The following is a 14,276-nucleotide window of genomic DNA, read 5'->3' on the forward strand; positions in this document are numbered from 1 at the left end:
GATGCGCACCCAAATTACAGGGTGCAACCTAGCCGTGTCGAGTTAACAGACGTACTAGTCTACGCGTTGCACCTCCGCAGGGTGAATGAACGTCTAAGGATGCCACGCGAAATGCGAGTCCTTCCGAAGAGGACGAACAGCTGCGGCCAGGAACTATCATGCAGGCCAATCAATTACTGCACATCACGGTATCTCCCGACAGGATACATCTCATGTGCCGCTGGATTGCATACCGGGGCGAGACGACGTCTTTCGAGCCCTATGTCACCGAGCCCGAGCATTCTCTGGTCGCGCAGAGCATCCGCTCGCTGCAATCGACGGCGGGCTCGAACGGCGACGGCTTTGGTCTTGGCTGGTACGGCGAGCATCCGGAACCCGGCCTCTATCGCGAGACGCGCCCGGCGTGGTCGGACGAAAATTTGCGCTATCTCTGCCGGCATTTGCGCTCGCATTTGTTCTTTGCGCATGTGCGCGCCGCCACCGGCACGGCGGTGACGCGGCAGAATTGCCATCCCTTTGCCTGCGGCCACTGGATGTTCATGCACAACGGATTCGTCGGAAGCTGGAACCGGCTGCGGCGCAAGGTCGAGGCGCTGATTCCCGATGCCTATTACCCTTCGCGGCTTGGCACGACCGACTCGGAAGCCGTGTTCCTGGCGATGATGGGCGCCGGCCTCGACAGCGATCCGCTTCAGGCGACGCGGCGTGTGCTGCATGCTCTCGTCGGCCTCGTCAATGAAGGCCACTTGCGCGAACGGCTGCGCTTCACCAGTGCGATCGCCAACGGCAAGGATCTCTACGCCTTCCGTGTTGCGGTCAACGACGCCGCGAACACACTCTATTTCCGTGAGGACGGCGGCGAGGTCATCGTCGTGTCCGAGCCGTTCGACAAGGAATCGGACTGGACCGAAGTGCCGCCCAATCACGCGCTGATCGCGCGTGCGTCCGAAAACGCGAAGATTGTTCCGTTCGACGCGACAATTTGCAGTGAGTGCGACGCGGAACCCGCTCCTGCCAGAAGGATTATCGCCCGGAGGTGATGCCTTTGCCGGGTGGCCTAATGACATTTGCTTCGGACGTTTTGAAATTGCTGCGCCTCGATTCCTCTCATGACAAGCAGCACCTCGTCATTCGCTCCGCCGGCGCCGGCGGCAAGGCGGCTGAATATTCGTTCGGCATCGAGGAGGAATATTTCCTGGCCGATCGACGTACGTTCGAGGTCGCGATCCAGACTCCCAACGAGCTGTTCGAATCGGCGACCTGGTCGACCGGCGGCCAGGCCATGCGCGAGATGCTGCAATCCCAGCTCGAGGTCGCCACCAACGTTCACCTCGACGTCAACGATGCCCGCGAAGAGCTTCGCTTCCTGCGTCGCGAAATCGCGAACGTCGCCGCGCAATATGGCTTCGTGATCATGGCCTGCGGCACGCATCCGACGGCAGTCTGGCGCATGTCGCAGCCGAGCCCGAAGCCGCGCTATGAGGAGATGATCGAGGATCTGCGCAGCGTCGGCCATCGCAACATGATGTGCGGCATGCATGTGCATGTTCAGTTGCCCGATCCCGAGAAGCGCATGGCGGTGATGCGGGCGATGCTGCCGCATCTGCCGCTGCTCATCGCGCTGTCGGCCTCCTCTCCGTTCTGGAATTCGCACAAGACCGGACTGAAGGGCTACCGGCTCGCCGCCTATTCCGAGCTGCCGCGCACCGGCCTGCCCGAGCTGTTCGAGGCCAAGCAGGATTACGACGAATATGTCGGCACCCTGCAGCGCTCCGGCGTGATACCCGACGAGAGCCACATCTGGTGGGCGATGCGTCCTTCGATGCGGCACCCGACGCTCGAGCTTCGTGCGCCCGACACCTGCACCTTCGTCGACGATGCCGTTGCCATCGCCTCGCTCTATCGCTGCCTGACGCGTCACCTCCATCTGCGGCCTCATCTGTCGAAAGAGGTCACGGCGGTCGAACGCGCAATCGCGGTAGAGAATAAATGGCGCGCCCAGCGCTACGGAACCGATTGCATCTTTGCCTCTCGAGACGGACCGGTCACGATCTCGGAGCTACTCTCCCGAATCATCGGCGATACCGCCGAGGACGCGGACCTACTGGGTTGCGCCGCTGAGATCGAGCATTGCCGGGTCATTGTGGACCGCGGCAGCTCGGCCGAATTCCAGCTTCGCGCCTATCGCGAAAGCGGCGAGGACATCGCAGCAGTGTCACGATGGATCGCTACATCGACGATTTCGGGATCGAGCGCGCCGATCGGACGCAATACGCCAGCGCCCTCATAGCGCCCGCGCAAGCTTCGCGAACGAGAACGTGATTTCTGAATTTGGTACGCCGTAGGGGAATGCATGACTGACATCGCCTGGTGCGCCGGTTGCGGCCACAGCCTGGTCCCGATCCTGTCCAAGAACGGTCGCGCGCGGCCAAGCTGCTTCTGGTGCGAGGGCGTCGACGTGCGGACTATGGAGATGGCAAAGTGGGCGGACAGCCCGGCCGGCAAGCCGGATCGGGCCGCGCCGCGCGCTCTTGATTAAGGCGCCCTCCGCCTCAAGCCCGTGCCACCAGCCGCGGACGGAACACGGACTCGACGGTCGGGGCCCGAGCATCGACCGACTTTCGCGTCGGCCGGCGCCGCGGGATGAAGAAATTGTTCACGAGGATCGGCTCGTGATCGCCGAGCGCGACCCGCTCCTTCGCGAGCAGGCTCATGACCGAGCGCATCTTGATGACTTCCTGCGCCACGAAGCTGCAGTCCTCGCCGCGATTGATCTGCTCGTGCATGATCGCCTCGGCTTCGCGCATGCTGACGCGGAGCGCTCTGATGGTTCTGCGAATTTCGCTGATACGGTTGTCCATGACTGCCTCCATCTCGGTGGCAGCATAAGAACAAAACATGAACATTCTGTCAATCGCCGCCTGTGCGGTCGCGACATTATTGCTGATCCCAAGAGCGGCATCGCGCCGATCTGGCACCTGCGCCGCTGCACCTGCACTGGCGTGGCTTGCCGACAAATTGGACACCCCCGTCGCCGCCCTCGGAAGCACGCGCCCCCGACACGGCGTCTGACGATCAGAACAAGCCGTCGATCTAACGTCCCGTGCAACCACCGGATTTTTTCCTGAACGGGCACGCTTGCATCGCGGCGCCGGGGCTCGCTCGCTGCTTCACAAACCAACTGGCCCAGAATTCGCAATGACGTTGTCAGCGAAGCAAAGGCGCAGAGCGGAGAACGTCATGAACGTGCATGCTGCGGGCGATCTCAAGACGACCGGCCTCACCCATCCGAATGGCGCGCCGCTCCGCCTCAGCACCCAGGACTTCGTCGCAATCGATCGCGACCGGAATGCGAAGTTCGAGGCGACGTATCGCCCGCAAGCGCTCTACAATCGCGCCAACGAAGGCTTTCACGCCAACAACGAAACCTTCCTGCTCCACGAAGTCGCGACGAACTTGCCGATCTATCGCCCCGACACCGGGCCCACCGACTTCCACCTGCATCTTCCACCCGGCGGCTTTCAGCTGGTGCTGGTCACCTCGGGCGCGTTCACCTTCGACTATGACGGGCGCTTCTACAATGTCGGCCCCGGCGCGGTGATGCTGCAAAGCGCGATCGTGCATCGCCAGCTCTTCTACACCTGGTCGGGCCTGTCGACCGAAGAGAACTTGAAGACGCCGCAGACGGTGGTGCCGGATCCGATCTCGATGGGCTATTCGGGCAAATTCCTCGAAGCCTTCATCACCGATCCCACCACCTTTCCGAATCCGACCATCGTGGGCCCCGATCAGATCGTTGAAGCTGAAACGCCGCGCGTGGCCTGGAGCCATCCGCTGCACGATCGCCCGGCCAATGCCGGCTTCTGGCTTCAGGATCCGCTGGCGCTGGATGCACTGTTCAAGCCGCTCGCGGATGGCTCGATCAAATCGCCGCTGCCGGTTTGCGTGCGCGATATCGGCATCGAGACACCGAGCGGCGAGCTCGTCACCGGCCACATCATCGCGACCGACCCGCGCGGCCAGTCGCTTCTGCCGAAGAGTACATCGGCATCCGTGGACGCCGCCTCGTTCGCCAAGGGTGAGGTCGTGATCTATCGCGTCATTCGCGGCACGGCTGAATTCAAGAACAAGGCCGGCGAGACATTCGAGCTTGCGTCAGGCGATGTGTTGACGGCCGGCAAGAGCTCGATCAGCCTCGTCGCGGTTGGCGAGAACACCCAGGTGCTCCGGCTCGGCCTTCTCAAGGGCATCGACAACCTTCGCAGCTGGACGCCGACGCAGCGCGACGAGATCGACGGTCTCGCCGGGCAGATCATCACGCGGAAGGACATTCGTCCGCTGCGCACCGAAGGTGAGCCGGTGGGGTATCTGTACGGTTAGGAGACGCCCTACTCCGACGCCTGGCGGACGTGGCGCGCGGTCGGCGTGCGCATGGTGACGAGTTCCTCGGCCGCGGTCGGATGCAGCGCGATCGTCGCGTCGAAATCGGCCTTGGTCGCCTTCATCTTCACCGCGATCGCGACGGCTTGCGTGATCTCGGCGGCGGCATCGCCGACGATGTGGCAGCCGAGCACGCGATCGGTCGCACCGTCGACCACGAGCTTCATCAGCACGCGAGTGTCGCGGCCGGACATCGTCGCCTTGATCGGGCGGAACGTCGTCTTGTAGATGTCGACGTGGCTGAATTGCGCGCGCGCCTCGGTTTCCGTCAGACCAACCGTGCCGACCTCCGGCTGCGAGAACACCGCGGTCGGGATGTTGGCGTGATCGACCCTCACCTCGCGCTTGCCGAACACGGTATCGGCGAAGGCATGGCCCTCGCGGATCGCGACCGGCGTTAGGTTGAAGCGATGGGTGACGTCGCCGATCGCATAGATGCTGTCGACCGAGCTCCTGGAGAAATGGTCGACCGCGATGCCGCCGTTGTTCGGGTTGATGGCGACACCGGCCTTCTCCAGGCCGAGATTGGCCACCGCCGGATGGCGGCCGATCGCGAACATCACCTGGTCGGAAGCGAGGCTCGATCCGTTCGACAGATGCGTGGTGAACTCCTCGCCGTGGCGATCGACCTTCGCCACCGTGCAACCGGTGAGAATGGTGATGCCTTGCTTCTCCATCTCGGCTCGGACATGGGCGCGGACGTCCTCGTCGAAACCGCGAAGGATGTTGTCGCCGCGATAGATCACGGTGACGTCGGAGCCGAAGCCGGCGAAGATGCCGGCGAATTCCAGCGCGATATAGCCGCCGCCCTGGATCACGATCCGCTTCGGCAGCTTCTTGAGATGGAACGCCTCGTTGGAGGAGATCACGTGCTCGATGCCGGGAATCGCGGCGCCGTGGTTGGGCGCGCCGCCGGTGGCGATCAGGATATATTTTGCGGTGATCTTGCGGTCGTTCTCGAGCAGACGGACGGCGTGCTTGTCTTCGATCACCGCGCGGCTCTTGACGATTTGCGCGCCCGACTTCTCGACATTGGCAGTGTAGGCCGCCTCCAGCCGCGCGATCTCCTTGTCCTTGTTGGCGATCAGCGTCGCCCAGTCGAAGCTGGCGGGCGGAACGGTCCAGCCGAAACCCGCGGCATCCTCGAGCTCATGACGGACATGCGAGCCGATCACGAACAGCTTCTTCGGCACGCAGCCGCGGATCACGCAAGTCCCGCCCATGCGGTACTCTTCCGCGATCATCACGCGGGCGCCGTGACCGGCCGCGATGCGGGCGGCACGCACGCCGCCCGAACCACCACCGATGACGAAGAGGTCGACGTCGAATTCAGCCATTGTCCACTCCGACCTCCTTCAAAGATTCCTGATCAGATAGTGTCTGTCAGATTTCCTTGCCACGCTTGCGCATCTCGGCGCGGAAGGCCCCCATCACGGTCTCGGAGAAGTTCTGGGCCCAGGAGTTCATGAAGGCCATGCTGAGCCCGATGGCGCGCGGCTCGGCGTCGATCAGCTTCTTGCCGAGCGGCGACTTGTAGAAGGTGACGAGATCCTTCAGCTCCTGCTCGGTGAACTCGCTGGCATAGATCTGCGCCATGCCTTCGCCGATCTCGTTCTGGCGGCCCTGGAGCTGCTGCGCCACGATCGGCGCGACCTCGTTGAGGTCCTTCTGATAGTTCAGGTTCTGCTGGGTCAGCGCGATCTTGGTCTTCTCGACGAGGCCGGGCACGGCGCCGGCATACATCGCATTGGCGTTCTTGATCTGCAAAATTTCCCTGGCTGCCGCAATCGCCGCGGGCGAGGCCTTCGGCTGGGCCGGCGCGGCGCCAGCCTTTGGCTGGGCGGGCTGCTGCGCCACGGCCGGGGCGGCCGTAAGGGCCAATCCCACGACGAGCGTCGCGGCCGGCAAGAACTTCAAAACGCTCTTCATTCCTAGTCTCCTTTCGGCTTGCGCCGTTCAATCACGCGAATTCCCTCAGCCCCCGCCAGAACGGCAGAGCTGGCCAAGCCGATGAACAATCCATGCTCGACCACGCCGGGGATCGCGCTCAACGCCGTGGCGAGGCTGGCAGGATCCTCGATCCGTCCGAGCTGGGCATCGACGATCCAGTGGCCGCCGTCGGTGACGAAAACGTGGCCGTCCTTGGCCTTGCGGACCGCCATTTGCCCGGAAACGCCGCATTCGGCAAATGCCTTCTCGATCGCGCGGCGCGTCGCGCCGAGGCCGAACGGAATGACCTCGACCGGCAGCGGAAATTTGCCGAGCGTCGGCACCCATTTGGTGTCATCGGCAATCACGATCATGCGATCCGAGGCCGCCGCCACGATCTTCTCGCGCAGCAGCGCGCCGCCGCCGCCCTTGATCAGGTTGAGCGCGGGATCGATCTCGTCGGCGCCGTCGACGGTGATGTCGAGATGGTCGATCTCGTCGAGCGTCGTGAGTGGGACCCCGCAACGCGCCGCGTCGAGGCGCGTCGCCTCGGAGGTCGGCACGCCGATCACCTTCAGCCCGGCGGCGACGCGCTCGCCGAGCAGCTCGACGAAATGCTTTGCGGTCGAGCCGGTGCCGAGCCCGAGCTGCATGCCGTCCCTGACATCCTCGAGCGCGCGAGCAGCAGCCTGTCGCTTCAACTGGTCCATATTCACGTTTGCGCCCACCTATGAAGTCTCGAACGTGCCGCCGATCATGGCCGCTTTCGGCGGCCTATGTAGCCTCGTTTTCCGCGCGGGAACAGGCCTATAAGGTGATCTTATGGGCCCGCCCCTTGCGTGGACACGAGCGGGCCGGTAGCGCTTGGATCATGAACTCCCCTCACACCATCGTCTTCGATCTCGACGGCACGCTTGTGGATACGGCGCCCGACCTGATCACCGCGCTGAACTACGTGCTCGACCGCGAAGGGCTGCCGCCGGTGCCGATGGCCTCGGCCCGCAACATGATCGGCGCCGGCGCCCGCAAGCTGATCGAGCGGGGGCTGGAAGCGGAGGGTCGCACCGTCACCCCCGCCGACATGGACCGGATGACCGCCGATTTCATCGGCTATTATGCCGATCATATCGCCGTCGAATCCCGGCCCTTCGAGGGGCTCGAGGCCGCGCTCGACCAGTTTTCGGCGCAAGGCCACCGCCTCGCGGTCTGCACCAACAAGCTGGAATGGCTGTCGAAGCGGCTGCTGGACGAGCTCGACCTCAGCCGCCGCTTCGCGGCGATCTGCGGCGCCGACACCTTTGGCGTCCAGAAGCCGGATCCGACCATCTTCCGCGAGACCGTGGCGCGGGCCGGCGGAGCGGTCAAAGCCAGCATCATGGTCGGCGACGCCGGAACCGATGTCGGGGTGGCCCGCCGGGCCGGAGTACCCGTGATCGGGGTCAGCTTCGGCTACACGGATGTGCCGATTGCCGAGCTGAAACCGGACCGGCTGATCCATCACATGCGCGACCTGCCGGCCGCCGCCAGCAGCCTGATGACCGTATAACGCCATCAAGCTCCTGGAATCGCGTTATTATTCCGCGATAGCCTCGCATTAACCATTCATTAACTATGCGCCGCCCGCCGGTTGCCTGCCCCCAACGACGCTCCTAAGGTCCGCGCGGGGCTTGTGTGGCGGTTCGTCGCAGTTGAAGTGGATGGGTCATGCGTCGTGTCATCGCGGTTGCGTTAGCGGGAGCGGGTCTGTTGGGGGCGGCAGGTCTTGGGGGTTGCTCCTCGATGTCCTGGGACATGTTCAAATCGGCCCCGCCGACCGTCCAGGTCCGGCTCGAATCCAATCCCCCGGGTGCGGACGCCACGACCTCGATGGGTCCGGGCTGCAAGACCCCCTGCTCCGTCTCGGTTCCCGCCCCCGAGGCCCCCTTCACGGTCGCTTTCGCGCTCCCGAAGCACCAGCCGGCAAGCGTCCCGGTGAACGTGATCAAAAATCCCGGGGATTTCACCACCCCGGCGTCGGTGACCACGGACCCGAATCCGGTCTTTGCGGAACTCCAGCCGGCGACGCCGCCCAAGCCGGTTCGCAAGCCGCACCGGCCCAGGAAGCCCAAACCGGCCGTAGCCGCGCCTGCTGCGGCACCGGCAGAGGCGGCGCCGGCCGCGGCCTCACCGTTCCCCAATCCGAACGCCGGCAAGCGGTGATCTACGTATACCACCCGATTGTCCTCGTCGCGTCCGATGCTTAGATTGCGTCCCGAGCACCGCTGAAGCCAGGGTGCGCCCATTGCCGTAGTGACAAGGCCTCTCGCATGAACGGATCCGCCGCGCTGTCGACCCCGATGACCGACCCGTTCGGGCGGACCATCAGCTATTTGCGCGTGTCCGTCACCGACCGCTGCGACCTGCGCTGCTTCTACTGCATGTCCGAGGACATGACGTTCCTGCCGAAGGCAAACCTGTTGACGCTGGAGGAACTCGACCGGCTCTGCTCGGCCTTCATCGCCAAGGGCGTCAAGAAGTTGCGGCTCACGGGCGGCGAGCCGCTGGTCCGGCGCAACGTGATGTCGCTGGTGCGCTCGCTGTCGCGGCATCTTTCGAGCGGCGCTCTGAACGAGCTGACGCTGACCACCAACGGCACCCAGCTGGCGAAGCACGCGAGCGAGCTCGCCGATTGCGGCGTCCGCCGCATCAATGTCTCGCTCGACACGCTCGATCCCAGGAAGTTTCGCGACATCACCCGCTGGGGCGAGATCGACAAGGTACTGGAAGGCATCGAGGCCGCACGCGCCGCAGGACTTGCCGTCAAGATCAACGCGGTGGCGCTGAAGAACCTCAATGAGGACGAGCTTCCCGAGCTGATGCGCTGGGCCCACGGCAAGGGCATGGGCCTGACGCTGATCGAGGTCATGCCGATGGGCGAGATCGGCTCGGGCCGCATCGACCAATATTTGCCGCTCTCGCTGGTGCGCGCACGCCTTGCCCAGCAATTCACGCTGACGGACCTCGCCGAGAGCACCGGTGGACCGGCCCGCTATGTCAGCGTCGCCGAGACCGGCGGCAAGCTCGGCTTCATCACGCCGATGACGCACAATTTCTGCGAATCCTGCAACCGGGTTCGGATTACCTGCACGGGAACGCTGCACACCTGCCTCGGCCACGAGGACGCCTCGGATTTGCGCAAACCTCTACGTGCATCTGATGACGACCTGCTGCTTGCGGATGCGATCGACCGCGCCATCGGCCTGAAGCCGAAGGGCCATGATTTCATCATCGACCGCCGCCACGACCGTCCCAGCGTCTCCAGGCATATGAGCGTCACCGGTGGCTGACACCGGCGGACTACGGCCTTATTCCCCTTAACTATCAACAAACTTCCGATTGACTGGCGGCACGCCCGCTGATTTGGTGCGGCTGCCTCATGCCTGCGCGGCGAGACAAGCCACGCGCCCGTTCGGCGCAGTCAAGACGGCCGGGGCACAATCGGGGGAGGACCTATCGTTGCAAGCGCTCTTGAAGCTGAGCCAAGGGATTGACGCGTTCACGCGCTGGACGGGCAAACGCCTGGCGTGGCTGATCGTGGCCGCCGTCATCATCTCGGCGGTCAATGCGATCGTCCGCAAGACCTTCGACACGTCCTCCAATTCGTGGCTCGAGCTGCAATGGGTGCTGTTCAGCATCGTGTTCCTGCTCTGCTCGCCCTGGACGCTGCTCGACAACGAGCACATCCGCATCGACATCGTGAACAACGCGCTGCCGAAGACGGTCCGCAGCATGATCGACGTGATCGGTCACCTGTTCTTCCTCATCCCGCTGTGCATCGTCATGGTCATCACCGGCGTGCCGTTCTTCCAGCGTTCGTTCCACATCAACGAGCAATCCGGCAATGCCGGCGGCCTGCCGCAATGGCCCGCCAAAGCCCTGATCATGATCGGGTTCGCTTTCCTGCTCGTTCAAGGCATCTCCGAGCTGATCAAGCGGATTGCGGTGATGCGCGGAATGATACCGGACCCGCATGAATCCCAGGTGTCCGCGCTGGAAGCGGAAGTCGAGCATCTCGTCGAAGCGATCGAGAAGAAGTAGCCGTTGGCGACGGTGTAGGGGAAATCATGACCGCTTTTATCATCGCCAATATGGCGCCCATCATGTTCGCGTCGCTGGTCGTCGTGCTGTTGCTCGGCTATCCCGCGGCATTCTCGCTCGGCGCCGTCGGCCTGTTCTACGCCATCATCGGCGTCGAACTCGGCCAATTCCACCCCGACTTCCTCCAGGCGCTTCCGGAGCGGGTCTACGGCGTGATGAACAACGACACGCTGCTGGCCATTCCCTTCTTCACCTTCATGGGACTGGTGCTGGAGCGGTCGGGCATGGCCGAGGACCTGCTCGACACCATCGGCCAATTGTTCGGCACCATCCGCGGCGGCCTCGCCTATGCCGTGATCTTCGTCGGCGCGCTGCTGGCCGCGACGACGGGTGTGGTCGCCGCGTCCGTGATCTCGATGGGCCTGATCTCGCTGCCGATCATGCTGCGCTATGGCTATGACCGCCGCGTGGCAAGCGGCGTCATCGCCGCATCCGGTACGCTCGCGCAGATCATTCCGCCTTCGCTCGTCCTGATCGTGATGGCCGACCAGCTCGGCAAGTCGGTCGGCGACATGTACGAGGGCGCCTTCATTCCGGGCCTCGTGCTCGCCGGCCTCTACGCCGGCTACGCCTTCCTCGTCAGCATGATCTTCCCGAAGGCGACGCCGGGCCTGCCGAAGGAGGCGATCGGCTTCCGCGAAGACAGCGGCAGCCGCGGCCTCGGTTCGCTCGGCGTGCTGTTCCTCGCGAGCGGCGTATTTGGCTGGTTCATGATGCGCAATTCGGAGACGCATGGCGCCGATTACGTCGTGCTCAGCATGTTCTATGGCATCGTCTTCGCCTTCGCCATGGCCGTCGTGAACTGGATCATCGACAAGCTCACCGGCTTCCGTTTCCTGTCGAAGATGGCGCAGCAGACGACCTTCGTCATGGTGCCGCCGCTGTTCCTGATCTTCCTGGTGCTCGGCACGATCTTCATCGGCATCGCGACCCCGACCGAAGGCGGCGCGATGGGTGCCACCGGCGCCCTCATCCTCGGCGCCGCGAAGCGGCGGCTGAGCTGGGACCTGATCAGGCAGGCCACGGAATCGACGGCCAAGCTGTCGGCTTTCGTCGTGTTCATCCTGGTCGGCGCCCGCGTGTTCTCGCTCACCTTCTACGGCGTCAACGGCCACGTCTGGGTCGAGCACCTGCTCACCTCGCTGCCCGGCGGCCAGGTCGGCTTCCTGGTCTTCGTCAACGCGTTCGTGTTCGTGCTGGCCTTCTTCCTCGACTTCTTCGAGCTGGCCTTCATCGTGATCCCGCTGCTCGGACCTGCCGCCGAGCACCTCGGCATCGACCTGATCTGGTTCGGCGTCATTCTCGGCGTCAACATGCAGACTTCGTTCATGCACCCGCCGTTCGGCTTCGCCTTGTTCTATCTCCGCTCGGTCGCACCGAAGGAGCGCTACACCGATCGCGTCACCGGCAAGCGGATGGACCCCGTCACCACGGGCCAGATCTATTGGGGCGCGGTGCCTTTCGTGGTCATCCAGGTCATCATGGTCGGCCTGGTGATCGCGTTCCCCGCGATGGTCATGCACTACAAGGGCGTGCAGTCGACCATCGATCCCAACACGATCAAGATCGAGGTGCCGCAGATCGAGCTGCCGCCGCTGGATCTCGGACCGCCGCAGAAATAGCGAGGACAACACCCGCCGTCGTGCTCCGCGCAAGTGGCGCACGACGCGCGACGGCGCGCGTGACAAGCACCGGAAACGCAGGCATACCGGGCCATCCTCAGCCCTAAGGATGACCGCTCATGCCCCGATTGCACCCTGCTCTGTCGCTCGTTGGCCGGTTGATCGCCTCACTCTGGCTGACATGTGCCGCGGCGATGGTGCAGGCCGAGCCGATCGCCGATGTCCACATGCTGGCGCAAAAGGAGCAGCAGCCGTTGCTCGACACGCTGCGCGATCTCGTCAGCATCGAATCCGGCAGCAAGGACATCGAAGGCCTGAACCAGATCGCGGAGCGCGTTGCCGGCCAGCTCAAGCAGCTCGGCGGCACGGTGGAGATCCTGCAGCCCACCGACGTCTATCGGCTCGACGACAGCCCCGAGAAGATCGGACCCGCCGTGCACGCCGTGTTCAAGGGCGCGGGAACCAAGAAGATCATGCTGATCGCCCACATGGACACGGTGTACCTGAAGGGCATGCTGAAGGACCAGCCGTTCCGCATCGACGGCGACAAGGCCTACGGCCTCGGCATCGCCGACGACAAGCAGGGCGTCGCGCTCATTCTCCACACCGTGGCGTTGCTGCAGAAATTGAACTTTAGGGATTACGGCACGCTCACGGTGCTCACGAACGGCGACGAGGAGATCTCCTCGCCCGGCTGGCGCAGCACCATCACCCGCCTCGCCTCGGATCAGGACGCGGTGTTCTCGTTCGAAGGCGGCGGCACTGACGGCACGCTGCGCCTCGCCACCAGCGGCATCGGCTCGGCCTATCTCACCGTGCAGGGCAAGTCGTCACATGCCGGCGCCAGGCCCGAGGGCGGCGTGAATGCGCTGTACGAGCTCTCGCACCAGGTGCTGCAGATGAAAGATCTGTCCAAGCCCGAGCGGGGCTTGAAGCTGAACTGGACGGTCTCCCAATCCGGCACCAACCGCAACGTGATTCCTGCGAACGCCACGGCCCAGGCCGATGCGCGCGCGCTCAAGGTGTCCGATTTCGACGGGTTGGAGAAGGAGCTGCAGGACAAGATCAAGAATCGCCTGCTGCCCGGCTCCAAGGTCGACCTGAAGTTCGAGGTGCGGCGCCCGCCGCTCGAAGCCAACGAGGCCTCGCGCCGCGTGGCGGCCTACGGCAAGACGATCTATGGAGAGATCGGACTATCCCTCAAGGTCGACGAGAAGGCGACCGGCGGCGGCACCGACGCCGCGTTTGCCGCGCTCAAGACCAGCGGAGCCGTGGTCGAAGGCATGGGCCTGTCGGGCTTCGGTGCACACTCCAACGATGCGGAATATGTGCAGCTGGGCAGCATCGAGCCGCGGCTCTATCTGGCGACGCGCATGATCATGGACCTGTCGAGCGGCAAGCTGAAGTAGCGGCGCCCTCGCCGGGTTCGGCAGTCAGCCTTGACCAAAGACGAAGCTCTCTCGTTGGAAGCCGGAAGCGGCTCATAAATCGTCTTCGAAACGACGTCCGGCGTACGCGATGGTGACGATCTCAACCTCCGTCTTCAGGACGCGGAATGCAATCGTCACGCGCCGCTCGAATCCGATGGTACGCAGGCCCGGAAGAAGATCGTCGCGGCTGGTGCCACGTTTGGGAAAGGTGGCGAGAGCCATGCATGCCTCCTCGAGACGGTCGATATAGACGCCTGCGATTCGATAGCCGGCACGTTCTGCGATGTACTCGTAAAGGCCGACCAAATCGGCCTCCGCCTCCGGTCGGAATACGACCTTAAGCGCCACGCTTGGCGGCTTTCGCGTTCCTCGCGTGGCGCGTTCGCAAACGCTTGAAAACATCCGTCGCCGCAACGCTCGGGCGCGGATCCTGGATCGAAGCCCGAACCTTGGCGGCTAGATATTCGTCAAGCGCAGCATCCTGCCGATCGAGGGCGCGAAGGGCCGAGCGGATGACTTCGCTGGCGGAGGCGTATTCGCCCGATTTCAGGCGGGCTTCCAGGCTCGCAAGCTGCGGGCCGAGGGTCACGGTAATCGGCTTGCTGGTACGCATGCTGTCCCCTTTCACCGCCCTTATAGCACATGATATGACACTGTCATACACCTGAGGTGCCATACGGCGCCTTCCTCCCTGCTCCGTTGCCCAGCCTTAAGGAGG

Annotated in this window: 16 protein-coding genes; 10 read left to right on the plus strand and 6 right to left on the minus strand. The window is 63.9% G+C overall.

All coding sequences use genetic code 11. The features are described from left to right. Positions 1 to 212 precede the first annotated feature (212 nt). The 3 genes from XH84_RS26680 to XH84_RS26690 all read left to right on the plus strand — a co-directional run bounded on the left by XH84_RS26680 (position 213) and on the right by XH84_RS26690 (position 2,539). A complete protein-coding gene (locus tag XH84_RS26680) occupies positions 213 to 1,040 on the plus strand; it encodes a class II glutamine amidotransferase (RefSeq protein ID WP_128922460.1) in 828 nt (275 codons plus the stop codon). A 20-nt stretch (positions 1,041 to 1,060) separates the two neighbouring features. Next, positions 1,061 to 2,290 (plus strand): carboxylate-amine ligase, encoded by a 1,230-nt coding sequence (locus XH84_RS26685; protein WP_128922461.1) that lies wholly within the window; start codon positions 1,061 to 1,063, stop codon positions 2,288 to 2,290. 63 nt (positions 2,291 to 2,353) lie between these two features. Beyond that, the gene (locus XH84_RS26690; RefSeq protein ID WP_128922462.1) at positions 2,354 to 2,539 is read left to right on the plus strand and encodes a hypothetical protein; all 186 of its coding nucleotides are present in this window, start codon (positions 2,354 to 2,356) and stop codon (positions 2,537 to 2,539) included. A gap of 13 nt (positions 2,540 to 2,552) precedes the next feature. On the opposite strand, the gene XH84_RS26695 is transcribed toward XH84_RS26690, so the two are convergent. Next, on the minus strand, positions 2,553 to 2,861 hold the full coding sequence (locus tag XH84_RS26695) for a hypothetical protein (RefSeq protein ID WP_128922463.1): 309 nt from the start codon (positions 2,859 to 2,861) through the stop codon (positions 2,553 to 2,555). Positions 2,862 to 3,240: 379 nt separating this feature from the next. On the opposite strand from XH84_RS26695, the gene XH84_RS26700 reads away from it, so the two are divergent. Next, complete coding sequence (locus tag XH84_RS26700; protein WP_128922464.1) at positions 3,241 to 4,380, plus strand: hypothetical protein; 1,140 nt, start codon at positions 3,241 to 3,243, stop codon at positions 4,378 to 4,380. A gap of 8 nt (positions 4,381 to 4,388) precedes the next feature. Here XH84_RS26700 and gor read toward each other — a convergent pair whose 3' ends face one another. Genes gor through rpiA form a run of 3 tightly spaced genes read right to left on the minus strand, consistent with a single transcriptional unit; the run spans position 4,389 to position 7,085 of the window. Continuing rightward, positions 4,389 to 5,777, minus strand: coding sequence for a glutathione-disulfide reductase (gene gor, locus XH84_RS26705; protein WP_128922465.1), 1,389 nt, complete (start codon positions 5,775 to 5,777; stop codon positions 4,389 to 4,391). A 46-nt stretch (positions 5,778 to 5,823) separates the two neighbouring features. Next, the gene (locus tag XH84_RS26710; RefSeq protein ID WP_128922466.1) at positions 5,824 to 6,369 is read right to left on the minus strand and encodes a DUF2059 domain-containing protein; all 546 of its coding nucleotides are present in this window, start codon (positions 6,367 to 6,369) and stop codon (positions 5,824 to 5,826) included. 2 nt (positions 6,370 to 6,371) lie between these two features. Then, positions 6,372 to 7,085, minus strand: a complete 714-nt coding sequence (rpiA, locus tag XH84_RS26715; RefSeq protein WP_128922674.1) for a ribose-5-phosphate isomerase RpiA — start codon at positions 7,083 to 7,085, stop codon at positions 6,372 to 6,374. Between the two features lie 155 nt (positions 7,086 to 7,240). On the opposite strand from rpiA, the gene XH84_RS26720 reads away from it, so the two are divergent. The 6 genes from XH84_RS26720 to XH84_RS26745 all read left to right on the plus strand — a co-directional run bounded on the left by XH84_RS26720 (position 7,241) and on the right by XH84_RS26745 (position 13,537). Continuing rightward, positions 7,241 to 7,915 (plus strand): HAD family hydrolase, encoded by a 675-nt coding sequence (locus XH84_RS26720; protein WP_128922467.1) that lies wholly within the window; start codon positions 7,241 to 7,243, stop codon positions 7,913 to 7,915. Between the two features lie 158 nt (positions 7,916 to 8,073). Next, on the plus strand, positions 8,074 to 8,568 hold the full coding sequence (locus XH84_RS26725) for a hypothetical protein (protein ID WP_128922468.1): 495 nt from the start codon (positions 8,074 to 8,076) through the stop codon (positions 8,566 to 8,568). A gap of 107 nt (positions 8,569 to 8,675) precedes the next feature. Next, the gene (moaA, locus tag XH84_RS26730) at positions 8,676 to 9,695 is read left to right on the plus strand and encodes a GTP 3',8-cyclase MoaA (RefSeq protein ID WP_128922469.1); all 1,020 of its coding nucleotides are present in this window, start codon (positions 8,676 to 8,678) and stop codon (positions 9,693 to 9,695) included. A 169-nt stretch (positions 9,696 to 9,864) separates the two neighbouring features. After that, on the plus strand, positions 9,865 to 10,446 hold the full coding sequence (locus tag XH84_RS26735) for a TRAP transporter small permease subunit (RefSeq protein WP_128922470.1): 582 nt from the start codon (positions 9,865 to 9,867) through the stop codon (positions 10,444 to 10,446). Between the two features lie 26 nt (positions 10,447 to 10,472). Continuing rightward, positions 10,473 to 12,128 carry a TRAP transporter large permease gene (locus XH84_RS26740; protein WP_128922471.1) on the plus strand — a complete coding sequence of 552 codons (1,656 nt, stop codon included), beginning with the start codon at positions 10,473 to 10,475 and terminating at the stop codon, positions 12,126 to 12,128. 119 nt (positions 12,129 to 12,247) lie between these two features. Then, on the plus strand, positions 12,248 to 13,537 hold the full coding sequence (locus tag XH84_RS26745; RefSeq protein ID WP_128922472.1) for a M20/M25/M40 family metallo-hydrolase: 1,290 nt from the start codon (positions 12,248 to 12,250) through the stop codon (positions 13,535 to 13,537). Between the two features lie 72 nt (positions 13,538 to 13,609). On the opposite strand, the gene XH84_RS26750 is transcribed toward XH84_RS26745, so the two are convergent. After that, positions 13,610 to 13,960, minus strand: coding sequence for a type II toxin-antitoxin system RelE/ParE family toxin (locus XH84_RS26750; protein WP_347338786.1), 351 nt, complete (start codon positions 13,958 to 13,960; stop codon positions 13,610 to 13,612). Then, positions 13,896 to 14,234, minus strand: coding sequence for a type II toxin-antitoxin system ParD family antitoxin (locus XH84_RS26755; RefSeq protein WP_245471860.1), 339 nt, complete (start codon positions 14,232 to 14,234; stop codon positions 13,896 to 13,898). Before XH84_RS26755 ends, XH84_RS26750 begins: the two co-directional genes overlap by 65 nt. Positions 14,235 to 14,276: the final 42 nt, after the last annotated feature.

This window comes from Bradyrhizobium nanningense (assembly GCF_004114535.1).
In the GTDB taxonomy this organism is placed as follows: Bacteria; Pseudomonadota; Alphaproteobacteria; order Rhizobiales; family Xanthobacteraceae; genus Bradyrhizobium; species Bradyrhizobium nanningense.